General features: G+C 54.7%; 25 protein-coding genes and 2 rRNA genes. 17 read left to right on the plus strand and 10 right to left on the minus strand.

Going from position 1 to position 25,055, the window contains the following annotated elements:
• The 3 genes from USH94_RS00005 to USH94_RS00015 all read left to right on the plus strand — a co-directional run.
• Positions 1-99 (plus strand): 23S ribosomal RNA (locus USH94_RS00005); the annotation flags it as partial.
• Positions 100-167: 68 nt separating this feature from the next.
• Positions 168-283, plus strand: a 5S ribosomal RNA gene (gene rrf / locus USH94_RS00010).
• A 209-nt stretch (positions 284-492) separates the two neighbouring features.
• Positions 493-1,788 (plus strand): MFS transporter, encoded by a 1,296-nt coding sequence (locus USH94_RS00015; RefSeq protein ID WP_111965116.1) that lies wholly within the window; start codon positions 493-495, stop codon positions 1,786-1,788.
• Here the strand turns inward: USH94_RS00015 and USH94_RS00020 are convergent.
• From USH94_RS00020 to trxC, 5 genes are all read right to left on the minus strand, one after another.
• The gene (locus tag USH94_RS00020; protein ID WP_032643716.1) at positions 1,785-2,108 is read right to left on the minus strand and encodes a YfiM family lipoprotein; all 324 of its coding nucleotides are present in this window, start codon (positions 2,106-2,108) and stop codon (positions 1,785-1,787) included. The genes USH94_RS00015 and USH94_RS00020 overlap by 4 nt on opposite strands.
• A 45-nt stretch (positions 2,109-2,153) precedes the next feature.
• Positions 2,154-3,509: a CDP-diacylglycerol--serine O-phosphatidyltransferase gene (gene pssA / locus USH94_RS00025; protein WP_111965117.1), complete on the minus strand. Its 1,356-nt coding sequence runs from the start codon at positions 3,507-3,509 to the stop codon at positions 2,154-2,156.
• A gap of 110 nt (positions 3,510-3,619) precedes the next feature.
• Positions 3,620-6,283 (minus strand): bifunctional acetate--CoA ligase family protein/GNAT family N-acetyltransferase, encoded by a 2,664-nt coding sequence (locus USH94_RS00035; RefSeq protein WP_111965118.1) that lies wholly within the window; start codon positions 6,281-6,283, stop codon positions 3,620-3,622.
• A 35-nt stretch (positions 6,284-6,318) separates the two neighbouring features.
• Entirely contained in the window at positions 6,319-7,017 is a 699-nt protein-coding gene (tapT, locus tag USH94_RS00040) for a tRNA-uridine aminocarboxypropyltransferase (protein WP_111965119.1), read from the minus strand.
• Between the two features lie 69 nt (positions 7,018-7,086).
• On the minus strand, positions 7,087-7,506 hold the full coding sequence (trxC, locus tag USH94_RS00045; protein ID WP_111965120.1) for a thioredoxin TrxC: 420 nt from the start codon (positions 7,504-7,506) through the stop codon (positions 7,087-7,089).
• A gap of 204 nt (positions 7,507-7,710) precedes the next feature.
• Between trxC and USH94_RS00050 the strand changes: the two genes are divergently transcribed.
• Positions 7,711-8,799, plus strand: a complete 1,089-nt coding sequence (locus tag USH94_RS00050) for a tRNA/rRNA methyltransferase (RefSeq protein ID WP_111965121.1) — start codon at positions 7,711-7,713, stop codon at positions 8,797-8,799.
• A 40-nt stretch (positions 8,800-8,839) separates the two neighbouring features.
• On the opposite strand, the gene ung is transcribed toward USH94_RS00050, so the two are convergent.
• On the minus strand, positions 8,840-9,529 hold the full coding sequence (gene ung / locus USH94_RS00055) for a uracil-DNA glycosylase (protein WP_111965122.1): 690 nt from the start codon (positions 9,527-9,529) through the stop codon (positions 8,840-8,842).
• Positions 9,530-9,843: 314 nt separating this feature from the next.
• Between ung and grcA the strand changes: the two genes are divergently transcribed.
• Entirely contained in the window at positions 9,844-10,227 is a 384-nt protein-coding gene (grcA, locus tag USH94_RS00060) for an autonomous glycyl radical cofactor GrcA (RefSeq protein WP_008502190.1), read from the plus strand.
• Between the two features lie 51 nt (positions 10,228-10,278).
• On the opposite strand, the gene srmB is transcribed toward grcA, so the two are convergent.
• Positions 10,279-11,607, minus strand: a complete 1,329-nt coding sequence (gene srmB / locus USH94_RS00065) for an ATP-dependent RNA helicase SrmB (protein WP_023344704.1) — start codon at positions 11,605-11,607, stop codon at positions 10,279-10,281.
• Positions 11,608-11,739: 132 nt separating this feature from the next.
• Between srmB and trmN the strand changes: the two genes are divergently transcribed.
• Entirely contained in the window at positions 11,740-12,477 is a 738-nt protein-coding gene (gene trmN, locus USH94_RS00070; protein WP_111965123.1) for a tRNA(1)(Val) (adenine(37)-N(6))-methyltransferase TrmN, read from the plus strand.
• On the opposite strand, the gene nadB is transcribed toward trmN, so the two are convergent.
• Positions 12,462-14,081: an L-aspartate oxidase gene (gene nadB / locus USH94_RS00075; RefSeq protein WP_111965124.1), complete on the minus strand. Its 1,620-nt coding sequence runs from the start codon at positions 14,079-14,081 to the stop codon at positions 12,462-12,464. The two genes, trmN and nadB, sit on opposite strands and share 16 nt — an antisense overlap.
• A gap of 424 nt (positions 14,082-14,505) precedes the next feature.
• On the opposite strand from nadB, the gene rpoE reads away from it, so the two are divergent.
• The 11 genes from rpoE to acpS all read left to right on the plus strand — a co-directional run bounded on the left by rpoE (position 14,506) and on the right by acpS (position 23,840).
• Positions 14,506-15,081 (plus strand): RNA polymerase sigma factor RpoE, encoded by a 576-nt coding sequence (gene rpoE, locus USH94_RS00080; protein ID WP_006176728.1) that lies wholly within the window; start codon positions 14,506-14,508, stop codon positions 15,079-15,081.
• Positions 15,082-15,112: 31 nt separating this feature from the next.
• Entirely contained in the window at positions 15,113-15,763 is a 651-nt protein-coding gene (gene rseA / locus USH94_RS00085) for an anti-sigma-E factor RseA (protein WP_008502186.1), read from the plus strand.
• Positions 15,763-16,716 carry a sigma-E factor regulatory protein RseB gene (gene rseB / locus USH94_RS00090; RefSeq protein ID WP_023308851.1) on the plus strand — a complete coding sequence of 318 codons (954 nt, stop codon included), beginning with the start codon at positions 15,763-15,765 and terminating at the stop codon, positions 16,714-16,716. The genes rseA and rseB overlap by 1 nt, the downstream gene beginning before the upstream one ends.
• Complete coding sequence (rseC, locus tag USH94_RS00095; protein ID WP_023308850.1) at positions 16,713-17,189, plus strand: SoxR-reducing system protein RseC; 477 nt, start codon at positions 16,713-16,715, stop codon at positions 17,187-17,189. Before rseB ends, rseC begins: the two co-directional genes overlap by 4 nt.
• Positions 17,190-17,374: 185 nt before the next feature.
• Positions 17,375-19,174 (plus strand): translation elongation factor 4, encoded by a 1,800-nt coding sequence (lepA, locus tag USH94_RS00100; protein ID WP_023308849.1) that lies wholly within the window; start codon positions 17,375-17,377, stop codon positions 19,172-19,174.
• A 15-nt stretch (positions 19,175-19,189) separates the two neighbouring features.
• Complete coding sequence (gene lepB / locus USH94_RS00105; RefSeq protein WP_023308848.1) at positions 19,190-20,164, plus strand: signal peptidase I; 975 nt, start codon at positions 19,190-19,192, stop codon at positions 20,162-20,164.
• A gap of 222 nt (positions 20,165-20,386) precedes the next feature.
• The gene (gene rnc / locus USH94_RS00110; RefSeq protein ID WP_003860711.1) at positions 20,387-21,067 is read left to right on the plus strand and encodes a ribonuclease III; all 681 of its coding nucleotides are present in this window, start codon (positions 20,387-20,389) and stop codon (positions 21,065-21,067) included.
• Positions 21,064-21,969 (plus strand): GTPase Era, encoded by a 906-nt coding sequence (gene era / locus USH94_RS00115; RefSeq protein WP_111965125.1) that lies wholly within the window; start codon positions 21,064-21,066, stop codon positions 21,967-21,969. The genes rnc and era overlap by 4 nt, the downstream gene beginning before the upstream one ends.
• A gap of 18 nt (positions 21,970-21,987) precedes the next feature.
• Entirely contained in the window at positions 21,988-22,695 is a 708-nt protein-coding gene (gene recO, locus USH94_RS00120) for a DNA repair protein RecO (RefSeq protein WP_111965331.1), read from the plus strand.
• Between the two features lie 33 nt (positions 22,696-22,728).
• Complete coding sequence (gene pdxJ / locus USH94_RS00125; protein WP_111965126.1) at positions 22,729-23,460, plus strand: pyridoxine 5'-phosphate synthase; 732 nt, start codon at positions 22,729-22,731, stop codon at positions 23,458-23,460.
• Positions 23,460-23,840, plus strand: a complete 381-nt coding sequence (gene acpS / locus USH94_RS00130) for a holo-ACP synthase (protein ID WP_023294331.1) — start codon at positions 23,460-23,462, stop codon at positions 23,838-23,840. The genes pdxJ and acpS overlap by 1 nt, the downstream gene beginning before the upstream one ends.
• Here the strand turns inward: acpS and USH94_RS00135 are convergent.
• Entirely contained in the window at positions 23,837-24,097 is a 261-nt protein-coding gene (locus tag USH94_RS00135; protein ID WP_111965127.1) for a YfhL family 4Fe-4S dicluster ferredoxin, read from the minus strand. The genes acpS and USH94_RS00135 overlap by 4 nt on opposite strands.
• Positions 24,098-24,143: 46 nt before the next feature.
• Positions 24,144-24,992 (minus strand): MurR/RpiR family transcriptional regulator, encoded by an 849-nt coding sequence (locus USH94_RS00140; protein ID WP_111965128.1) that lies wholly within the window; start codon positions 24,990-24,992, stop codon positions 24,144-24,146.
• Between the last annotated feature and the right edge of the window lie 63 nt (positions 24,993-25,055).

Raw genomic sequence — 25,055 nt, forward strand, 5'->3', positions numbered from 1 at the left:
CTGAAGGAACGTTGAAGACGACGACGTTGATAGGTCGGGTGTGTAAGCGCAGCGATGCGTTGAGCTAACCGATACTAATGAACCGTGAGGCTTAACCTTACAACGCCGAAGGTGTTTTGGCGAAGAGACACGATATTTTCAGCCTGATACAGATTTAACAGAATTTGCCTGGCGGCTTTAGCGCGGTGGTCCCACCTGACCCCATGCCGAACTCAGAAGTGAAACGCCGTAGCGCCGATGGTAGTGTGGGGTCTCCCCATGTGAGAGTAGGGAACTGCCAGGCATCAAAATAGAAGAACCCCGTACCGAAAGGTGCGGGGTTTTTTGCTTTTGTTTTCCCACTCTGGCCTTTCTCTTAATCCCTTATCCTGCTAATGGAATGTGTGATCTCTGTCTCAATGTGATTTATAACAAAATTATAACATTTCATTTACGAGCTTATTGAGTCTCCTGGCTCAATACGCCGCAGTTTATGGCAGGAGCATAATCACAATGACAGAAAGCATGACATCAAACGGGACGCTGGGTCACAGTGATACCCGAAGAAGGGTATGGGCAATCGTCAGCGCCTCTTCAGGGAATCTGGTTGAATGGTTCGACTTTTACGTCTACTCATTCTGTTCACTCTACTTCGCACATATCTTCTTCCCCTCCGGCAACACCACAACGCAGCTGCTTCAAACGGCAGGGGTGTTTGCCGCAGGATTCTTGATGCGACCCATCGGGGGCTGGCTGTTTGGCCGCATTGCGGATCGTCGCGGGCGTAAGGCCTCTATGCTGATCTCGGTGTGCATGATGTGCTTTGGCTCGCTGGTGATCGCCTGCTTACCGGGATATGCATCGATTGGTACCTGGGCACCGGCGCTACTTTTGCTGGCCCGCTTATTCCAGGGATTATCGGTGGGCGGTGAATACGGTACCAGTGCAACCTACATGAGTGAAATTGCACTGGAAGGCCGTAAAGGTTTTTACGCGTCATTCCAGTACGTCACGCTGATTGGCGGTCAGCTGCTGGCCATTCTTGTGGTGGTGATCCTGCAGCAAATTCTGACGGACGAACAGCTTCATGCCTGGGGATGGCGGATCCCTTTCGCAATGGGCGCAGTACTGGCGGTCGTTGCACTTTGGCTACGTCGTCAGCTAGATGAAACCTCTCAGAAAGAGGTCCGGATGCTGAAGGAGGCGGGAACATTCAAAGGGTTGTGGCGTAACCGCAAAGCTTTCCTGATGGTGCTGGGCTTCACCGCGGGCGGTTCTCTCAGTTTTTACACGTTCACCACCTATATGCAGAAGTACCTGGTGAACACTACAGGCATGCACGCCAACGTCGCCAGCGTGGTCATGACCGTGGCGCTGTTTGTCTTTATGCTCATACAACCCATTATCGGTGCGCTCTCGGATAAAATTGGCCGACGTACCTCAATGCTCATTTTTGGCGGATTATCTGCATTATGTACGGTTCCTATTCTGACTGCGCTTCAGCATGTCTCTTCACCGTATGCCGCATTTGCGCTGGTGATGGTGGCGATGGTGATTGTCAGTTTCTATACCTCAATCAGCGGGATACTGAAAGCCGAGATGTTCCCGGCGCAGGTCCGTGCGTTAGGGGTAGGGCTCTCTTATGCGGTCGCCAACGCGGTGTTTGGCGGATCGGCGGAGTACGTTGCGTTGTCGCTTAAGTCATGGGGAAGCGAAACGACATTCTTCTGGTACGTAACGGGTATGGGGGCTCTGGCTTTTATTGTTTCCCTGATGCTGCATCGCAAAGGGAAAGGTATCCGACTTTAATAGCGCGCCATCTGCCAAACGGCGTAGCCGGTTGTTGCGCCGGCAACATCCCAGGCGAAATCTTTCCAGCTCCAGCCGCTCCCTGCGGGGCGGCTATCCCATAGTTCTTTTGATGCCCCAAGACCTACTGAGAACATAAGCCCGATCGCCGCGCTACGGTCCCGGCTGTATCCCTGATGCTGGGCATATTCATTACCGGCTGCGGACAACATCGCGGAAGCGAGGAAATGCTGTGCTTTATCCTGTCCGGACCAGCTATCGTTGGCCATATGGCTACAGCCACTCAGGAAAAGGACGCTCAGTAACAGAGGAATACGCATCAACGGGCTCCATAAAAAAGCCCTGCGGGTGGCAGGGCCTGGACATTACAGAATACGGCTGATAAGTCGGTCGATACGGATACGACGTAAGCGGCGGATAAGCTTGCGGACTTTCACCGGATAATCGGCAATGCTCTGCAATTCGCGGTAATGATTAACCACAGTGGTATGTGTGCGAATCAGCTCCAGCTCGCGTTCACGTTTTGCGGCTAACTCATGCTGCGGGTCATGGATCAGGATAGCGTTTTCCAGATCCAGTCGCCACGCGCGCGGGTTCAGGTTGTTACCGGTCAGCAACATCCACTCATCGTCGACCCACATGCCTTTCAGATGGTAACTATTGTCTTCATCTTTCCAGAGACGCACAACCAGTTGGTCAGTGTTGACGTAATACTGTAAGCGGCTCAGGAAACGGCGAAGGTTAATCTCATAGAGATAAGGCAGCGCACCGATGATTTTGAACGGCTGATCTTCAGGAATGAAGAAGTCGTTTGCCGTTTTATCACCAACGATAATTTCCACTTTTTTACCGTCGCGCAGCAGCTGAATGATATTACGCACCAGCACGGCAGGAAGGTTAAAGTACGGCGTACAGATGGTGAGTTTCTGCTCCGCACACGGCATCAGATGGAAGATCGTTTTGTTCAGCTGGCTTGATTTGCCGAGTCCTACCAGCGGGGTAACGGATAACTCTTCGTTGTTCGCATCGCCCTGGAAATGATAGACCGCATCACGCAGCTCCTGGCGGAAGGCGCGAACATCGTTTTTAATTTCCGGGCTTTTAGGGCGCTCGGGATCGTCAAGACGGTTAACACCACGGCCGTGGACCAGATTTTTATCAACCCAGTTAAACATGATATCGGCCATCTGCGGATTACGGATCAGATGATAGCGGTCGTAGCGATATTTATCGAGCTGATGAAGGTAGACATCATTGAGGCTGGCGCCGCTGTACAGCACGCTGTCATCAATGATGAATCCCTTGAAATGAAGGACGCCGAGCGCTTCACGGGTATTAACCGGGACACCATAAACAGGCACATCGACGCCAGGATTTTCCTGCGCCGTACGGCAATACCAGTCAGCATTGGTATTAGACGCGGCAGCGCCAATACGGCCACGCTGAGCTCGATGCCAGTCTACCAGCACGCGAACATCAAGTTCCGGGCGCTGACGTTTGGCATCATAGAGCGCGTTCAGGATCGCGCGCCCGCCTTCATCCTGTTCAAGATACAGTGCCACAATGCAAATGCGTCGTGTGGCGCTGGCAATCTTTTCCAGAAGCGTCTCCCGAAAATGAGCGGGAGCGTAAAAGAACTCTACATCATCAACTGACTGAGAAATCTTCGGTAGTTGAGCAAGGTGTTGTTGATGTTTATTACGCTTAAATTTTGACAACATCACAGTGCGTATCTTCTCTGTTCATTGAAGGGTTGTCTGTACTATGCAAACAACATAAGCGGACAATGATACCACCAGTCCCGTCCAAAGTGGGTAACATTTCCAGTAGCTTACTCGCGTTTGCTTGCTGATGTCAGACTAAGGGACAAGGCAACAATACCTTCGTCAAGCTGAATATCAACGTCAAACCCAAGTTTTCGCGCCAGGGTCACCATACCGCGATTGTTAGGCATAGTAATGCCATTAAGGCGTAACAATCCGTGATCTCGCGTATAACTGATGAGTTTTTCCAGCAACCGTCTTCCCAGACCCAGGCCTTTAAGATCGGAGCGCACCAGCACCGCAAACTCCGCATCGACGTTATCCGGGTCAGAAATCGCACGCGTGACGCCGAGGATCTCATCACCCTTATCGGAGCGACGAACGGCAACAAACGCCATTTCTCGATCGTAGTCGATCTGGGTCATATTGGCTAAATCATCGTGGGTAAATTCGTTGATTTCGCTAAAATAGCGATAATAAAGATCCTCTTTCGTGACCTGAGAGATAAAGGCTCGCAGCTGGGGCTCATCTTCCGGCAGAATAGGGCGGAACAAGGCGCGTTCACCATTTTTCATCTCAACCCACTCCTCCAGCTGCAGGGGATACGGGCGGATTGCCAGGCGACTCTCTCTGTCTCCTTCGAATGGTGCGATATCCAGAGTCACGTCCAGCGCCGTAAACTCATTGCCGGAGGCGAGCAGCGGATGAATGTCCAGCCGCTGGATCTCTGCACAATCTACAATCAGGTTAGAGACCTGCACCAGGAACTGACTTAGCCCGGCAATATCGAGCGGACGCAGCGCGCTCCGGCCGCGGATCTTTTTACTTTTAATCGCCTGAATGATCAGATAACGCGCCAGATTCATGTTAAGAGGCGGCAACGCCACCACGGCCTGCTCTTCCGGGCGCCACTCCACGCCGCCTTCTCCCAGCATGATGAGCGGACCGAAGACGGGATCGTGTTCAACCACCACCCGTAATTCCTGAGCACCAGCGCGGTTGGCCATGCTTTGCACCAGCAATCCGTGGATTCTTGCCTGCGGCCAGGCCATTTTCACACGATCGAAAATGGCATCAGCTGCCTGCTGCACCTCCGTTGCCGTGCGCAGGTACAACATGACCCCCTGCACATCCGACTTATGCGGGATATCCGGGGAGCGCAGCTTCAGGGCAACCGGATAGCCAATCTGCTCGGCAATATGCACGGCCTCAGCGCTGTCGCTGGCGATCCAGGTCGGCAGGGTTTGCATCCCGTAACTGCCCAGAATCGGCTGGACCTCATGTGTATCCAGCGACGTTGCGCCTTCTTCAATGGCCTGCTGCAACAGCCTGTGAACGTCAACGGTATTGGCCGTCAAATTCCCGGGCAACGCCGGCGTCTCGCGGAGCTGTTTCTGGTTACGGCGATATTCCACCATATGCATAAACGCGGTGATGGTGCCTTCCGGCGTGCGGTAGGTTGGCAACCCGGCCTCGCTGAACAAGCGCCGCGCCTCCTGAGAAGAAAACTCACCGCACCAGTTGGTGAGCAGGGTGACATATTTGCCTCGCGGATGGTTGCGTACGGCCTCAATGAGCGCGCGCGCGCTTTCACTGCCCGGCGCGACCGCGCTGGGTGAGTGGATAATCATCAGCGCATCGAAATCCTGGCTATCCAGCAAAATGGAGATCGCCCTGATATAGCGGTCGCTGCTGGCGTCATCGCGCAAATCAAGCGGATTGCCGGGCGTCACGCTGGTCGGAAGTGCTTCTTTCAGGCGCTGCAGCGTCTCTTCACTCAGCGTTGCCAGCTTGCCGAAGCGCCGCCATAGCTCATCCAGAGCGAGCGCGGCAGGGGCGGCACCGTTACTGACGATCATTAGCTTCTCGCCGCGCAACGGGCGCATATGGCTTAACGTCTCAACGGCGGAAAAAAGCTCGTGCGTATCCTGCACCCGCAGCAACCCCGCGCGCTGAATGGCGGCGTCCCAGGCGGGATCCATGCCGGAATGCGAATGCAGCAGGCGCTGTGCCGCAGGGCTTCGCCCGCTTTTGATCACCAGGATCGGCTTATTGCGCGAAGCGCTTCGAGAAGCCGAGACAAAACGACGCGCGTCGCTGAGGTGCTCAAGATAAAGCAGGATTGCACTGGTTTTGCCGTCACGTGCCAGAAAATCCAGTAGCTCATCAACGTCGATATCCAGGCTGTCGCCCAGGGCAATGAAGTAGGAGAATCCCATTTCACGCTGCTGCGCCCAGTCGAGGATAGTGTTCGATACCGCAGCCGATTGCGAGATAAACGCGAGCTTGCCTTTGCGGATCGGAACCGGAGAGAAGCTGGCATTTAAGCCCTGCCAGGGGGCGAGCAGGCCGAGACTGTTTGGCCCAAGAATGCGCATTTGATAGCGGCTGGCGCAGGCCAGAAGCTCGGCTTTCTGTTCAGGCGGAGACGAGAGAATAATGCAGGTTTTACATCCCTTCTTGCCGAGTGATTCCAGCAGCTCCGGGTTACGCTTTGCGTTTGTACAAAGTACGGCCAGATCGGGTACGAAAGGCAGACTCTGTACATCAGGCCATGCAAGCACTCCCTGAACCGCCTTATACGCGGGCGTGACGGGCATAACGGGACCATTAAATCCCCCGGCCAGTAGGTTGCGCATCATCAGATAGCCAGCACGATCCGGTTTCATTGATGCGCCGATGACGGCAATGGATTTAGGACGAAGTAGCGCTTCTAACCCTCGCTGGCTCATGCAGGCCTCCTGTGAATGCAAGCGACCTGATAATTTTAAACGCTTTCCGTCTCGGCTGCTGTGACGCTGCCCTTATGAACGGTTTTTCCCGCCAGATAGCGTTCCCGGAAACAGGAGAAATGGTTGCCCAGGGCGCCAGCCGCAGCGGTATCACCCGCCAGATCCAGAAGCGCAATGGCCACTTCGGCGGTGCAGTATTGTCCGTCAGCATGCGCTTCACGCAGGCGGTAGGCGGAGACGCGGGAAAGATCGACAGAAATCACCGGAAGTGCGTCGAGATACGGGCTTTTGCGAAACATTTTTCGCGCTTCGGTCCAGGTGCCGTCCAGCATAATAAATAGCGGCGGTTTACCGGATGGCGGCGTCGAAAGCACCTGGCGATCCACGCCTGCATAAGAGGCGGGGAAAACGACCATCGGCTGATAGTCCGGACTAGCCACTAAGTCGAGCAGGGCCTGAGGTGGCTCCGTTCGGGACCACTGAAAAGCCGCAGTATCCGGGAGAATATCGGCGATAAGGCGTCCCGTATTGCTGGGTTTCATCGGCTCGGTATCGAACATGACCAGACAAAAACGGCTCTGTGCCGTACTCGGGGTCAGCGTCTCGCACAGGCAAACCTTCAGCGGCAGCAGGCAGCGCTGGCAGCGGCGAATACGGTTGCCTCGGGCGAGGAACGGTCGAGTGGCGCGCGCAAGGCGTTCTGCGCGTAGTTTAAGAACAGCGTTATCAGTCATGGGCGAAATGCAGGAAAAACCCTATTTTCGCAGAGGCAGGAGCGGGGCACAAGATGTGCCCCGTGAATGTTACAGCGACTCGTTTAACCAGCTTTCAAAAGGTGCTTTTGGAACTGCACCATTGAGCATATCGATCACCTCACCATTTTTAAAAATCATAATGGTCGGGATGCTGCGGATGCGAAAACGGGCGCTTAGTTCGGGCTCAGCTTCAGTGTTGACCTTAACGAACCGCATTTTTCCGTTTCGCTCTTCGGCCACATCTTCGAAGATAGGCGCGAAGCTACGGCAAGGGCCGCACCATGGCGCCCAGAAATCGACCACGACAGGAAGATCGTCCTTGAGGAGTTTGTCCAGCGTAGCACCCGTTGCGTTAATGACGTCGCCATCAAACAATTCATGGCCGCAACGTCCGCATTTCGCACCATCTTCCATCCGATCGTCCGGAATGCGGTTAAGAGCCTGACAGTTGGCACATACGGTATTCATAACTAACCTCTGATAGAGCCGTGGGACAGCGGCGGAACGCCGATAATGTTTCTAATATGTTACATATTATCAATGAGCCTGTTTGAAACAACAATGCGTTTTATTCAATGAGAACAATAGTCACAGGCTTTTGTACGAAATTATGGCTATGCGCTGGCACATCGGGTAATCTGCGCGCTTCGCGCAGCGCTGGTGGAGAAAAGCATGAACGACGAAATGAAAAACAAAAGCGGCAAGGTCAAAGTGATGTATGTCCGCAGTGATGATGACTCTGATAAACGCACCCAAAATCCGCGTACCGGAAAAGGTGGCGGGCGTCCGGCGTCTTCTTCTCGTGCTGACGGTGGCCGTCGCCCCGCCCGCGATGACAGAAATAACCGCGGAGATGACCGCAAACGTGACGATCGCAAACGCGATGACCGTCCGCGGGAAGACTTCTCACGTGATAATGCCTCCCCGTGGCGTACCGTTTCTCGCGCCCCTGGCGATGAGACGCCGGAAAAAGCCGATCACGGCGGTATCAGCGGTAAAAGCTTTATCGACCCGGAAGTGCTGCGCCGCCAGCGTGCGGAAGAGACCCGCGTGTATGGTGAGAACGCCTGCCAGGCGCTATTCCAGAGCCGTCCTGAGTGTATCGTCCGCGCCTGGTTTATCCAGAGCGTAACCCCGCGCTTCAAAGAAGCCCTGCGCTGGATGGCCGCGAACCGTAAAGCTTACCACGTGGTTGATGATGCTGAGCTGACCAAAGCCTCCGGTACTGAACACCACGGCGGCGTTTGCTTCCTGATCAAAAAACGTAACGGCACGACCGTGCAGCAGTGGGTCAGCCAGGCGGATGCCGATGACTGCGTGCTGGCGCTGGAAGATGTGGGCAACCCGCATAACCTGGGCGCAATGATGCGCAGCTGCGCGCACTTTGGCGTGAAAGGCGTGCTGTTGCAGGATGCTGCACTGCTGGAATCCGGTGCCGCGATCCGTACTGCGGAAGGCGGAGCCGAGCACGTGCAGCCGATCACCGGCGACAGCGTGCTGGATGCTCTTGAGCAGTTCCGTAAAGCGGGCTATTCCATCGTAACTACTTCAAGCCATGCCGGTACGCCGCTGTTTAAAGCGACGCTGCCGCGTAAAATGGTGCTGGTATTAGGTCAGGAACGTGATGGTCTGTCTGACGCGGCGCTCTCCAGTGCGGATCTGAGCGTCTCTATTGATGGGACAGGCAATGTGGAAAGTCTGAACGTATCCGTTGCGACCGGCGTATTGCTGGCCGAGTGGTGGCGTCAGAATAAGGCATAAGCCTCTTCATGTGCCGGGTCATACCCGGCACATTCAATTATTACTCGCTCTCAGCCGGTAGCACGGGCATCCAGTCAATTGGCGTTTCGCCACGTTTTTCCAGCCATTCATTCGCCAGAACAAAATGATTACAGCCAAAGAAACCGCGATGCGCAGACAGCGGTGACGGGTGCGGTGCTTTCAACACGTGATGACGCTGACGATCGATAATCGCCCCTTTCTTCTGCGCGTGAGAACCCCACAGTAAAAACACGACCCCTTCACGATGCTCGTTGATAAGGCTGATGACTTTATCGGTAAAGGTCTCCCACCCAAGGCTGGCGTGCGAGTGCGCCTGGCCCGCCCGTACGGTAAGCACCGTATTCAGTAACAGCACGCCCTGGCGCGCCCAGCTTTCCAGATAGCCGTGGTTTGGCCGGGTAAAACCGGGCACAGTTCCCTCAAGCTCTTTATACATGTTGAGCAGAGAAGGGGGGATCGCCACGCCGGGACGTACGGAAAACGCCAGCCCATGCGCCTGGCCCGGGCCGTGATAGGGATCCTGGCCCAGAATGACCACTTTCACATCGCTCAGTTCGGTGTAGCGAAAGGCGTTGAAAACATCTTTCTGCGGCGGGTAAATCGTCTGTCCGGACTGACGCTCAGCGGCAACGGTGCTGAGCGTATTGATAAAATATGGCTGCTGCTTTTCTTCTGCCAGCACGTCATGCCAGGTTAAAGGTGTTGTCATCTCGCTCTCCTGCGAATCTCAATCTCTTACTAGCTTACCTTCTAAAGCCCGGTGAGCAAAATTACACGCTGAAATGCGCGCTAAGTGGCTAAATTTATGTTGAAAATGTGCAGGTAAAATTGAATTGGTAAGGTCGTGAAATTGATCTAAAGCAATAAATTCAAACCACACTCTTTATGTGGTTGGTGTTTTTGTTGATTTAAATCAATAAATCACCGTGGTGTGAATGATATATATACACACAAGAAACAATGGTTTTACCAATTGGCCGCGAGAGGCCGACATCAGCTAATGTAGCCTAAGGGAGGCAACACATGATTACAGGTATCCAGATTACTAAAGCTGCAAATGACGATCTGCTCAACTCTTTCTGGCTGCTGGACAGCGAGAAAAACGAAGCGCGCTGTGTCGTTGCGAAAGCGGGTTTTGCTGAAGATGAAATCGTGCCGGTGAGCAAACTGGGCGAAATCGAATACCGTGAAATTCCAATGGAAGTAAAACCGGAAGTGCGTGTGGAAGGTGGTCAGCACCTGAACGTAAACGTACTGCGTCGCGAAACGCTGATGGACGCGGTTGAGCACCCAGAAAAATATCCACAGCTGACCATTCGCGTGTCCGGCTATGCGGTCCGCTTTAACTCACTGACTCCAGAACAGCAGCGCGACGTCATCGCCCGTACCTTTACTGAAAGCCTGTAACGGCTTCAGCAGGGGGGAATAAAAAAGCCGGGGATTTCCCCGGCTTTTTTATTACTCTTCAGTTTTCGTCTCTGGTGCGGCAGAGCTTGGCTTACGTCGCTTACCAATATTCTTGGTATCGCGGTGGCGCTGCTTCACGCGCGGTTTCTCTTTTTCTTTCTCTTTTCTCTCAGCACGTTTCGCGAGCGCTTTCTTGGACGGTTTACCCGTCATTTTTTCACTCGGCGCACGTGTGGTTGGGCGCAAGCCGTCAATAACGCGCGCTTTCAGCGGCTCGTCAACATAGCGGCCAATTTTCTGCAACAGCAGGTAGTCATGCGCTTCGACCAGTGAGATAGCAATCCCTTTGCGGCCCGCGCGGCCGGTACGGCCAATACGGTGCAGATAGGTATCGCCGCTGCGCGGCATATCGAAGTTAATGACGTGGCTGACGTCAGGGATGTCGATCCCGCGAGCGGCAACGTCTGTGGCAACCAGCACGTTAACGCGGCCATCGGTCAGGCGCTTAATGCCTTCGGTACGCTTGATCTGCGCCATCTCGCCTTCAAGATAGCAGTTGTTGATCCCGGCGTTACGCAGCATTTCTGCCAGCTCGTGCACGCGCTCGCGCTTACGCACAAACACGATTGTGCGCAGCGCATCTTCCTGCTTCAGCAGGTGTTTGAGCAATTCGACCTTGTGCTCAAGGTTGTCCGCGCGGTAGTACCACTGGTGGATCTTCTTACGCTCACGGGTGGACGGCGTCGCCGACACTTCTACCGGATCTTCCAGCAGACGCTCTGCGAAGTCTTTAATCGCTTCCCCTTCGAGGGTGGCAGAGAACAGCATCGTCTGGTTACGCCAGCGTGTTTCCCCTGCAATGTGCTCGATATCCTGTGCAAAACCCATGTCCAGCATGCGGTCGGCTTCGTCGAGGATCAGCGTTTCAACCGCGCGGCAGTCGAAGTTCTCTTCTTTAATGTACTGCAGCAGGCGGCCCGTCGTCGCAACGACGATGTCCTGGTTTTCGCTGAACACTTCGGCGTGGTTCATATACGCAACGCCGCCGGTGATGGTAGCGATATCCAGATGGGTATTTGCCGCGAGTTCACGCGCGTGATCGGCCACCTGCATGGCCAGTTCGCGCGTCGGCGTCAGGATTAAAATACGCGGCGGGCCAGATTTTTTACGCGGAAAGTCGAGCAGATGCTGCAACACAGGCAGCAAATAGGCTGCTGTCTTCCCCGTGCCGGTTGGCGCAGAACCGAGCACATCGCGGCCCTCAAGCGCAGGCGGAATGGCCGCTGCCTGAATGGCGGTCGGGCGTGTAAAGCCTTTGCTCTCAAGTGCATTGAGCAGGCTTTCATCGAGTTCAAGTTCGGAAAAAGTCGTTACAGTCATGTTCTACCTCTGTGTGGGGCGCTGATTATAGACGTTACGGCTGTAATCTTCATCTGTTTGTATGGATATCGCTTTTCGGCCACTTCGCTTTCCCCTATGCTACTCCAGTTTCACTTAGAAGGTTGCCCCGACATGTCTCAACTCAAAGCGCAGCTGCGCCGCGATGGTTTTACGTTCAAACAATTTTTTGTCGCTCACGATCGCTGTGCCATGAAGGTCGGTACAGACGGCATTTTACTGGGAGCGTGGGCGCCTGTCGCAGGTGTTAAGCGTATTCTTGATATCGGTACCGGCAGCGGGCTGGTGGCGTTAATGCTGGCGCAGCGCACGGAAGAGCATGTCACCATCGATGCCGTCGAGCTGGATGCGCAGGCGGCAGAGCAGGCGAATGAAAATGTAGCCGAATCCCCCTGGGCTGCCCGCATGAAAGTGGAATGCGCAGATGTGCTCGCCTGGGCGCCTGAACAAACCGCGCGTTACGATCTGATCGTCAGCAACCCTCCTTACTACGAGCCCGGCGTTGAGTGCGGTACCCCCGAGCGTGAGCAGGCGCGTTATACCGGTTCCCTCGATCACAAGGCCCTGCTCACCAGTGCGGCCGAGCTTATCTCCGAAGAAGGTTTTTTCTGCGTGGTCCTGCCTGAGAGTACCGGCAACACGTTCATTGGTATCGCGCAGGAGATTGGCTGGACGTTACGCCTGCGTACCGATATTTCGGATACGGAAGGCCGACTGCCGCACCGCGTGCTGCTGGCGCTCTCGCCGAAAGAGGGGGAATGCTTTAACGATCGAATGGTGATCCGTGGGCCAGACCAGCGTTATTCCGAAGATTACACTGCCCTGACCCAGGCGTTTTATCTGTTTATGTAAACCTGCGGGGCGAGTATCGACGGGCCGGACTCAGCAAGCTGATTCGGGTAGTCCAGGGTGTAGTGCAGCCCGCGGCTCTCTTTACGCATCATCGCGCAGCGAACGATCAGCTCGGCAACCTGCACCAGATTGCGCAGCTCCAGCAGATTATTGGATACGCGGAAATTGGCATAATACTCATCAATTTCCTGCTGCAGCATGGTGATGCGGCGCAATGCGCGTTCAAGACGTTTCGTGGTGCGCACAATTCCGACGTAGTCCCACATAAACAGCCGCAGCTCATGCCAGTTATGCTGGATCACGACCAGCTCGTCCGGGTTATCCACGCGGCTTTCATCCCAGGCTGGCAGGTGCTCAGTCTCACGGGCGTAGGGCATGCGCTTCGTGATGTCTTCTGCGGCCGACCAGCCGTACACCAGACATTCAAGCAGCGAGTTAGAAGCCATACGGTTCGCGCCGTGAAGCCCGGTATAGCTGACCTCACCGATAGCATAAAGTCCGTCCACATCGGTACGCCCATGATCGTCAACCATTACGCCACCGCAGGTATAGTGGGCGGCTGGCACAATCGGCACCGGATCGCGCGTTAAATCAATGCCAAGATTGAGCAGCTTTTCATAAATCATTGGAAAATGCTGGCGAATAAACGCTGCTGGCTTATGGCTGATATCAAGATACATGCAGTCCACGCCAAGGCGCTTCATTTCATGATCGATGGCGCGAGCAACGATATCGCGGGGGGCCAGTTCGCCACGGGCGTCAAAGTCCGGCATAAAGCGGGTGCCGTCAGGGCGTTTCAGATAGGCCCCTTCGCCGCGCAGGGCTTCCGTCAACAGGAAGTTGCGCGCCTGAGGGTGGAACAGGGCGGTTGGGTGAAACTGATTGAACTCAAGATTCGCCACCCGGCAGCCGGCGCGCCAGGCCATAGCGATACCGTCTCCGGAGGCAATGTCCGGGTTCGTGGTGTACTGATACACTTTTGAGGCGCCGCCCGTAGCCAGTACTACAGCCTTTGCCTGACAGGTTTCCACCTTCTCTTTATTACGGTTCCAGACCCAGGCGCCCACCACGCGACGCGTGCCGGGCAGGCCAATCTTGTCAGAGATAATCAGGTCAACGGCATTACTCCGCTCAAGAACCCGAATATTAGGATGCTTCAGCGCTTTGCCGACCAGCGTGGTTTCCACTTCTTTTCCGGTAGCATCTGCTGCGTGCAGGATGCGGCGGTGGCTATGGCCGCCTTCGCGCGTCAGGTGGTAGCTCTCTTCACCGTTGGGTTGAACCTGCGTATCGAACAAGACGCCCTGGTCGATGAGCCACTGCACGCAATGACGGGCATTGCTGGCGACAAACTCTGCGGCGTGTGCATCCACGATCCCGGCCCCGGCAATCAGCGTATCTTCAACGTGGGATGCAATGCTGTCTGTCTCATCAAACACCGCGGCAATGCCACCCTGGGCATAAAACGTGGAACCCTCGCTTATCGGCCCTTTACTCAGAACGATAACGTTTTGATGCTCGGCCAGGCGCAGCGCCAGAGAGAGACCGGCAGCGCCGCTGCCGATGATCAGTACATCACAATGGAGTTCAGGTGTTGTGTTCATGATTGTTGTTTAATTTACTAAACAGTGTTGAGTCAGAATAGCACTCGAATGCGATATATCGCACGTATTTTTTTAGCGACTGTTGCAATGGCTAAACTCTTAAGTTGAGGTAAACGGAGGGTAAATGAGTGAAATTATTTTGCGAAGCAGATCGTTAGCGTCAGATTTTGTGGTGAAATAAAGCCTGTGTTGCGTTACTCTTCTGGCGGGAAAAAGATGTTTCTTGTCAGAAACTGGTGCGTATCGTGAACAGACTTATAATGAGAGAAAATGAACAGTCTGCGGCGCGATGAACAAAAACAAAGGCGTTACGGAACTTATTGAAGATCAGACACTCTAATTTGTGCTTGCTCAAAGTGCGGTATTTTTAGAGTGGCGTTTCGAATAACGCGTGGAATTTAGGTTTGGGGAGACATTACCTCGGATGAGCGAGCAGTTAACGGACCAGGTCCTGGTTGAACGGGTCCAGAAGGGAGATCAGAAAGCCTTTAACTTACTGGTGGTGCGCTACCAGCATAAGGTGGCGAGCCTGGTTTCCCGCTATGTACCGTCAGGCGATGTGCCTGATGTGGTGCAAGAGTCTTTTATTAAGGCCTATCGCGCGCTGGATTCTTTCCGGGGAGATAGTGCTTTTTATACCTGGCTGTACCGTATTGCGGTCAATACGGCAAAGAATTATCTGGTCGCTCAGGGCCGTCGTCCGCCTTCTAGTGATGTGGACGCAATCGACGCCGAAAACTTCGAAAGTGGCGGCGCATTGAAAGAAATTTCGAACCCTGAGAACTTAATGTTGTCAGAAGAACTGAGACAAATCGTTTTTCGCACGATCGAGTCGCTCCCGGAAGATTTACGCATGGCAATTACGTTACGGGAGCTTGATGGTCTGAGCTATGAAGAGATAGCCGCTATCATGGATTGTCCGGTCGGCACGGTACGTTCACGAATTTTCCGTGCGCGAGAAGCTATTGATAATAAAGTTCAACCGCTTATCAGGCGTTGACGATAGCGGGATACTGGAAAAGGTATTAGGCATGCAGAAAGAAAAACTTTCCGCTTTAATGGATGGTGAAACGGTAGATAGTGAGCTGCTCAACGAGCTGTCTCATTCTCCCGAAATGCAAGAGACCTGGGAGAGTTACCATCTCATCCGTGACACCCTTCGCGGTGACACCGGCGAGGTTCTCCATTTCGATATCTCAGCCCGCGTCATGGCGGCGATTGAGAATGAGCCTGTTCATCAGACCACTCCGCTGATTCCTGAAGCTCAACCCGCACCTCACCAGTGGCAGAAAATGCCATTCTGGCAAAAGGTGCGCCCGTGGGCCAGCCAGCTTACCCAAATGGGTGTGGCTGCATGCGTATCGCTTGCAGTTATTGTTGGCGTCCAGCACTATAATACTCAGTCTGAAACTAATCAGCAGCCAGAAGCGCCAGTGTTTAACACACTGCCGATGATGGGCAAAGCCAGCCCGGTAAGCTTGGGCGTACCGGCTGATGCTTCCGCCAGCGGCGGCCAGCAACAGCAGGTTCAGGAGCAGCGCCGTCGCATTAATGCGATGTTGCAGGATTATGAGTTGCAGCGTCGTCTGCACTCTGAACAGCTTCAGTTTGAGCAGGCGCAGACACAGCAAGCTGCTGTGCAGGTGCCCGGAAACCAAACTTTAGGAACGCAATCGCAGTAATGAAGCAACTTTGGTTCGCCATGTCTCTGATGGCGGGTAGCCTGTTCTTCTCTGCCAACGCCTCGGCTGATGTATCATCCGGGGCGTTGTTGCAGCAAATGAATCTGGCCAGCCAGTCACTCAATTACGAGTTGGCATTTATCAGCATCAATAAGCAGGGCGTCGAGTCGTTACGCTATCGCCATGCCCGTCTTGATAACCAGCCGCTCGCCCAGCTTTTACAGATGGATGGTCCGCGTCGGGAAGTTGTCCAGCGTGGTAACGAAATCAGCTATTTCGAGCCCGGCCTGGAACCTTTCACGCTGAATGGCGACTATATCGTTGATTCCCTGCCGTCACTCATTTACACCGACTTCAAACGGCTTGCCCCTTACTACGATTTTATTTCGGTAGGGCGTACGCGTATTGCGGACAGACTGTGCGAGGTGATCCGCGTTGTCGCCCGGGATGGAACGCGTTACAGCTATATTGTCTGGATCGACGCTGAAACTAAACTCCCGATGCGTGTAGACCTGCTTGACCGTGACGGTGAAACGCTGGAACAGTTCCGCGTTATCTCCTTCAGCGTGAACAATCAGGTTGGCAACAGCATGCAGAATCTGGCTAAGGCCAGCCTGCCGCCGCTGCTTTCTGTTCCTGCCGGGGATTCCGTTAATTTCAACTGGGTACCTGCCTGGATCCCACAAGGGTTTAGCGAAGTGTCCAGCAGCCGTCGTCAGCTGCCAACGATTGAAACGCCGGTGGAATCGCGTCTCTATTCGGATGGTCTGTTCAGCTTCTCGGTGAATATCAATCGCGCAACGGCAAACAGCGCTGAACAAATGCTGCGTACCGGGCGCCGTACGGTGAGTACAACGGTACGCGATAATGCAGAAATCACCATTGTGGGAGAACTCCCTCCGCAAACGGCGAAACGTATTTCCGACAGCATTAAATTCAGGGCTGCACAATGATCAAAGAGTGGGCGACAGTTGTCTCATGGCAGAACGGCATTGCGCTGGTGAGCTGCGATGTTAAAGCCTCATGTAATAGCTGTGCATCCCGCGCTGGCTGTGGCAGCCGCGTGCTGAACAAGCTCGGGCCACAAACATCGCACACGATTTCAGTGCCAAGCGAACAGCCGCTGATGGCCGGGCAGAAGGTGGAACTGGGCATCGCGGAAGGCAGCCTGCTCAGCTCCGCTATGCTGGTGTATCTCTCTCCGCTGGTCGGCCTGTTTATCATGGGTGGTCTGTTTCAGATGCTGTTTGGTACCGATGTGGCCGCTATGTGCGGTGCCGCATTGGGTGGCGTAGGGGGATTCTGGCTTGCCAAAGGTCTCTCCCCAACACTCGCCGCGCGCGAGGAGTGGCAGCCTGTCATTCTCAGCGTTGGGCTGGCGCCAGACCAGCTTCGTGTTGAAACGCTCTCTTCTGAGGCCCGGTGATCCATCGGGCTTTATCTTTTTTTACACCCTAAAACAGAAAACGTCCTTTCTTCACGCTATACCAGTCTCTAAGTGCATTTCCAGGTAGCGAGGATGTAGTGTAGAATGCTGCGTTTTCGCACTGAAAAACGTCAGGCTAAGAACAGCGGCCTCCAGGAATTCGTAAGGCATAATTATTTAACTATATGAAGAACATACGTAACTTTTCGATCATTGCTCACATTGACCACGGTAAGTCGACGCTGTCTGACCGTATTATCCAGATTTGCGGTGGCCTGTCTGATCGTGAAATGGAAGCCCAGGTTCTGGACTCCATGGACCTGGAACGCGAACGCGGTATCACCATTAAAGCGCAGAGCGTTACGCTTGATTACAAAGCGGCTGATGGTGAAACCTATCAACTGAACTTTATCGACACCCCAGGCCACGTTGACTTCTCCTATGAAGTATCACGCTCGCTCGCTGCCTGTGAAGGCGCGCTGCTGGTGGTGGATGCCGGGCAGGGCGTTGAAGCCCAGACCCTGGCAAACTGCTACACCGCGATGGAAATGGATCTCGAAGTTGTGCCGGTTCTGAACAAGATCGACCTGCCAGCCGCCGATCCTGAGCGCGTAGCGGAAGAGATTGAAGATATTGTCGGCATTGACGCGACCGATGCCGTGCGCTGCTCCGCGAAAACCGGTGTCGGCGTCACCGACGTGCTGGAACGTCTGGTGCGTGATATTCCGGCCCCGGAAGGCGATCCGGATGCCCCGCTGCAGGCGCTGATTATCGACTCCTGGTTCGATAACTATCTGGGCGTTGTCTCCCTGGTGCGTATTAAAAACGGCACCATGCGCAAAGGCGACAAAATCAAGGTAATGAGTACCGGACAGGTCTACAACGCCGACCGTCTGGGTATCTTCACGCCAAAACAGGTTGACCGCACCGAGCTGACATGCGGCGAGGTTGGCTGGCTGGTCTGCGCCATCAAAGACATCCTCGGCGCGCCGGTGGGTGATACCCTGACGGGTGCGCGCAACCCGGCAGATAAAGCGCTGCCAGGCTTTAAAAAGGTGAAACCGCAGGTTTACGCGGGCCTGTTCCCGGTCAGCTCTGACGACTACGAAAACTTCCGTGATGCGCTTGGCAAGCTGAGCCTGAACGATGCCTCCCTGTTCTATGAGCCAGAAAGCTCAACGGCGCTGGGCTTCGGCTTCCGCTGCGGCTTCCTTGGTCTGCTGCACATGGAGATCATTCAGGAGCGTCTGGAGCGTGAATACGATCTGGACCTGATCACCACCGCGCCGACGGTAGTATATGAAGTTGAAACCACCTCGAAAGAAGTGATCTACGTCGACAGCCCATCCAAGCTGCCGCCGTTGAACAATATTCACGAGCTGCGTGAGCCGATTGCCGAATGTCACATGCTGCTGCCGCAGGAGTTCCTGGGCAACGTCATTACGCTGTGTATTGAGAAGCGCGGCGTGCAGACCAACATGGTTTACCACGGTAACCAGGTCGCGCTGACCTACGAAATCCCGATGGCGGAAGTGGTGCTCGACTTCTTCGACCGTCTGAAGTCGACCTCCCGTGGCTATGCATCACTGGATTACAACTTCAAACGCTTCCAGGCCTCCAACATGGTGCGTGTGGACGTGCTGATCAACGGCGAGCGTGTGGATGCGCTGGCGCTGATCACCCACAACGACAATGCGCCATACCGTGGCCGCGAGCTGGTTGAGAAGATGAAAGATCTGATCCCGCGTCAGCAGTTCGATATCGCGATTCAGGCGGCCATTGGCAACCATATTATCGCGCGTTCAACCGTGAAACAGCTGCGTAAAAACGTTCTGGCGAAGTGCTATGGCGGTGACGTCAGCCGTAAGAAAAAGCTGCTGCAGAAGCAGAAAGAAGGTAAGAAGCGTATGAAGCAGGTCGGTAACGTCGAGCTGCCGCAGGAAGCATTCCTTGCCATCCTTCATGTTGGTAAAGACGGCAAATAACCCTAAGGAGTTGGCATGGCGAACATGTTTGCCCTGATCCTGGTCATTGCTACCCTGGTGACAGGTCTGCTGTGGTGTCTGGATAAGTTTATCTTCGCCCCAAAACGTCGCGAACGTCAGGCTGCCGCACAGGCAGCCACTGGCGATGGGATTGACGCGAAAACCCTGAAGAAAGTCGGCCCGAAACCGGGCTGGCTGGAAACGGGCGCCTCGGTATTTCCGGTGCTGGCGATTGTGCTGGTGGTACGTTCGTTTATTTACGAGCCGTTCCAAATCCCATCAGGTTCAATGATGCCAACGCTGCTAATCGGTGATTTTATTCTGGTAGAGAAGTTTGCCTACGGCATTAAAGATCCTATCTACCAGAAAACGCTGATCGAAACCGGTCATCCGAAACGCGGCGACATCGTGGTGTTCAAATATCCGGAAGATCCGCGCCTGGACTACATCAAGCGCGCGGTAGGTCTTCCGGGTGATAAAGTGACTTACGATCCGGTTGCGAAAGAAGTCACCGTTCAGCCGGGCTGCAGCTCCGGTACCGCATGCGAAAACGCGCTGCCAATCACCTACTCAAACGTTGAGCCAAGTGATTTTGTGCAGACCTTTGCTCGTCGTAACGGCGGCGAAGCGACCAGCGGATTCTTCCAGGTACCGAAAGGTGAAACCAAAGAGGACGGCATTCGTCTGGTTGAGCGTAAAGAGACGCTGGGCGATGTGACGCACCGAATCCTCACCGTGCCGATCGCGCAGGATCAGCTGGGTATGTACTATCGTCAGCCGGGCCAGCAGCTCGCGAGCTGGATTGTACCGCCAGGGCATTACTTCATGATGGGTGACAACCGCGATAACTCAGCGGACAGCCGTTACTGGGGCTTTGTGCCGGAAGCGAATCTGGTCGGTAAAGCTACCGCCATCTGGATGAGTTTTGAGAAGCAGGAAGGCGAATGGCCGACCGGTGTACGCCTGAATCGTATCGGCGGAATCCATTAATTCTCAATAAATGAACGCGTAGCCGCTTTAATTAGCGGCTACGTGAATTATTTCCACGATAAATCTCTTCGAACTAACGACATCCCCTGTCGTTGTGTATAGAATATTCCCCCGAAGTTTAAGGTTGGCCCTGCAAGGGTGCCACGGCACACGAAACCGCGTTGGTTTTCTCAGGTCGGTTTCGTGTGCTGCATTTTTGACGCATTCATTTATTGGTATCGCATGAACCCCATCGTAATTAATCGGCTTCAACGGAAGCTGGGCTACACTTTTCATCATCAGGAGTTGTTGCAACAGGCATTAACCCACCGCAGTGCCAGCAGCAAACATAATGAGCGTCTCGAGTTTTTAGGCGACTCTATTTTAAGTTTCGTGATTGCGAATGCGCTTTATCATCGTTTCCCGCGTGTGGATGAAGGGGATATGAGCCGCATGCGCGCCACGCTGGTTCGGGGTAATACCCTTGCGGAAATCGCGCGCGAATTTGAACTGGGCGAATGTCTGCGTCTTGGGCCGGGTGAACTGAAAAGCGGCGGCTTCCGTCGTGAATCTATTCTTGCCGATACGGTCGAAGCATTAATTGGTGGTGTGTTCCTGGACAGCGATATCCAGACCGTAGAAAAGCTGATCCTTAACTGGTATCAGACCCGTCTGGACGAAATCAGCCCGGGCGATAAACAAAAAGATCCGAAAACGCGTCTGCAGGAATATTTGCAGGGTCGTCATCTGCCGCTGCCGTCTTATCTGGTGGTGCAGGTTCGTGGCGAAGCGCACGATCAGGAATTTACCATCCATTGCCAGGTCAGTGGCCTGAGTGAACCGGTGGTGGGCACAGGTTCAAGCCGTCGTAAGGCTGAACAGGCTGCCGCCGAACAGGCGTTAAAAATGCTGGAGCTGGAATGAGCGAAGAAAAGACCTATTGCGGATTTATTGCCATCGTCGGACGTCCGAACGTTGGCAAATCCACTCTGCTGAATAATCTGCTTGGGCAGAAGATTTCTATCACCTCGCGTAAGGCGCAGACCACGCGTCACCGCATCGTCGGTATCCATACTGAAGGCGCGTATCAGGCGATCTACGTCGATACCCCGGGCCTGCACATGGAAGAGAAGCGTGCCATCAACCGTCTGATGAACAAGGCGGCGAGCAGCTCGATTGGCGACGTGGAGCTGGTGATCTTCGTTGTGGAAGGCACCCGCTGGACGCCGGACGACGAGATGGTGCTGAACAAGCTGCGTGACGGCAAAACGCCGGTCATCCTCGCGGTCAACAAAGTGGACAACGTGCAGGAAAAAGCCGATCTGCTGCCGCATCTGCAGTGGCTGGGTAGCCAGATGAACTTCCTCGACATCGTTCCGCTGTCTGCGGAGACGGGTCTGAACGTGGACACCATCGCGGGCATCGTGCGTAAACATCTGCCGGAAGCGATTCATCACTTCCCGGAAGACTACATCACCGATCGCTCTCAGCGCTTTATGGCGTCTGAAATCATTCGTGAAAAGCTGATGCGTTTCCTGGGCGCTGAACTGCCGTATTCTGTGACGGTGGAGATCGAGCGTTTCCAGAGCAACGAGCGTGGCGGCTACGACATCAACGGCCTGATCCTCGTTGAACGTGAAGGGCAGAAGAAGATGGTGATCGGCAATAAAGGTGCCAAGATCAAAACCATCGGCATTGAAGCCCGTAAGGACATGATGGAGATGTTCGAAGCGCCGGTTCACCTCGAACTGTGGGTGAAAGTGAAATCTGGCTGGGCCGATGATGAGCGTGCTCTGCGCAGCCTCGGTTACGGCGAAGACCAGTAACTCAAGACGACGAGTATGATGGAAGGATGGCAGCGCGCCTTCGTTCTGCATAGTCGTCCCTGGAGCGAAACCAGCCTGATGCTGGACGTCTTCACGGAAGAGTCGGGCCGCGTGCGTCTTGTTGCCAAAGGCGCACGTTCCAAACGTTCTAACCTGAAAGGCGCCCTACAGCCTTTCACACCGCTGCTGGTTCGCTTTGGTGGGCGAGGGGAAGTTAAAACCCTGCGCAGCGCCGAAGCCGTCTCCCTGGCGCTTCCTCTCTCTGGCATCACGCTCTACAGCGGTCTGTATGTCAATGAACTCATTTCACGCGTTCTTGAACATGAGACTCGCTTCTCTGAACTTTTCTTTGATTATTTGCACTGTATCCAGGCGCTGGCTGGCGCAACCGGCACGCCCGAGCCTGCGCTGCGGCGTTTTGAACTGGCGCTGCTGGGCCATCTTGGGTACGGGGTCGATTTTCTGCACTGTGCGGGCAGCGGTGACGAAGTGGAAGACACCATGACCTACCGCTACCGCGAAGAAAAAGGCTTTATTGCCAGCGTCGTGATCGACAACAGCACCTTTACCGGGCGCCAGCTCCGGGCGCTGTATGAGCGCGAGTTTCCCGATCAGGAGACCCTGCGCGCAGCAAAACGCTTTACCCGGATTGCCCTCAAGCCGTATCTTGGCGGCAAGCCCTTAAAGAGCCGCGAATTATTCAGGCAGTTTGTGCCGAAACGTTAGACCACAGAATCGAAAAGAAAACCGAGGATTGTCATGGCTGAATTACTGTTAGGCGTCAACATCGATCATATCGCCACGCTGCGTAATGCGCGCGGCACGGCGTATCCCGATCCGGTTCAGGCGGCGTTTATCGCTGAACAGGCTGGCGCCGACGGCATTACCGTTCACCTGCGTGAAGACCGTCGCCATATCACTGACCGCGACGTTCGCATTCTGCGCCAGACGCTGGACACCCGTATGAATCTGGAGATGGCGGTCACCGAAGAGATGCTCGCCATTGCCTGCGAGACCCAGCCGCACTTCTGCTGCCTGGTGCCGGAAAAACGCCAGGAAGTGACCACCGAAGGCGGTCTGGACGTGGCCGGCCAGCTCGACAAAATACGCGATGCCTGCAAGCGCCTGGCGGATGCCGGTATCCTGGTTTCTCTGTTTATTGACGCTGATTTCGCCCAGATTAAAGCGGCGGCCGACGTGGGCGCACCGTATATCGAAATCCACACGGGCTGCTATGCTGATGCCAAAAACGATGCCGAGCAGGCGAAAGAGCTGGAGCGTATTGCAAAAGCGGCCACGTATGCCTCAAGCCTGGGCCTGAAGGTCAATGCCGGTCACGGCCTGACCTACCATAACGTGAAGGCCATTGCCGCCATTCCGGAAATGCACGAGCTGAACATCGGTCACGCGATCATTGGCCGCGCGGTAATGAGCGGCCTGAAAGAGGCGGTCGCCGAGATGAAACGCCTGATGCTGGAAGCGCGTCAGTAATGGCCATTCTGGGCTTGGGTACCGATATCGTTGAAATAGCCCGCATTGAAGCGGTGATCGCCCGCAGCGGCGATCGCCTCGCAAGGCGTGTGCTGAGCGATAACGAATGGGCCATCTGGGAAGCGCATCAGCAGCCGGTGCGTTTTCTGGCGAAGCGTTTTGCGGTAAAAGAGGCGGCCGCCAAAGCCTTCGGGACCGGCATTCGTAACGGTCTGGCGTTCAACCAGTTTGAAGTGTTTAACGATGAGCTGGGTAAGCCAAGCCTGCGTTTATGGGGCGAGGCGCAAAAGCTTGCAGAGAAGCTGGGCGTGAATCACATGCACGTGACGATCGCGGATGAACGCCACTATGCCAGCGCGACGGTGATCATCGAAAGTTAAAGTTTGTCCGCGTGGTGCATCAGGACAAACTTATCCCACAGCTGCTCTTCGCTCTCGACGCGCGCCGGATCCTTCAGAATGGTATTCGGGATCGGGCACACTTTCTGACAGGTCGGCGTTTCATAGTGGCCGATGCATTCGGTGCAGCGGTCGCTGTTAATCTCATAAATGCTGTCGCCCATCGAAATGGCCTGGTTCGGGCATTCGGGCTCGCACATATCGCAATTAATGCATTTTTTGGTAATTAACAGCGCCATCAGGAAATTCTCAGAAACAACACAAACTGGGCGGGCATTATACGCGTCAAACCAGTTTCTTTACCAGTTCTTCGCTGTGGCGAATGCGCTCTGGCGCTCGCTCCAGATCCTGCTGCACCAGCGCCATAAACAGCAGGTCCGTCAGCATCATTTGTGCGCTGGTGGACGAGATAGCCGCGCTGCGCGTGGCCTGCTCCTCGGCAATGGTATATAAACAGCGCGTGGCCCGCTGCTGCAGAGCATTCGGCGTAAAACCGGTGATTGCCAGAATTTTACCGCCGACGCGCAGCGCTTCATCAGTTGCCATGTTGATTTCACGACGCTCGCCGGAGTAAGAGATGGCCAGCAGCAGATCGTCAGGATCCATCGCCTGTACGGTCGCCAGCAGGGCGTGCATATCCTGTTCGACGATGGCGTTAAGGCCAATTTTCGTCAGCTTCCAGCCAAAGTTACGCGCCACAAGTCCGGACGCGCCGATGCCGGTCAGAACGATCCGCCGCGCGCTACGCAGCATCGCCACGCTCTCCAGCAGCTTCTCTTCCGTATTCACATCGAGCGTCGCATGCATGGCGGCCACGTTCTCTTTGATCAGCTTTTCGCCGACCAGCCGCATCGGGTCATCGCCGCGGATCTGATTATGCACCGGCATGGACTGCGGATTGGGGTTGCTGACCAGTGCTTCGCTAATCGCCAGCTTGAGGGCAGGGAATCCCTTAAAGCCAATCTTCTGGGCAAATTTCACCACGCTGGACTGGCTCACGCCGGCTTCACTTGCCAGCTGCTGCGAGCTGAGATGGCGCGCGCGATCGGGTTGAGAAAGCAAAAAATCCGCCAGCTTCTTGTCGCTTTGGGCAAAGCCTGCGTAGCGCTGGCGAATGCGAATTAAACAGTTCATACGGTCTCCTGGCGAAAATGTGATTATCTGCGCAAATACGAATTTTGCTCGCCTGAATGAATT

Origin of the sequence: Enterobacter sp. 148H3, assembly GCF_034107425.1 — a bacterium.
Classification (GTDB): Bacteria; Pseudomonadota; Gammaproteobacteria; order Enterobacterales; family Enterobacteriaceae; genus Enterobacter; species Enterobacter vonholyi.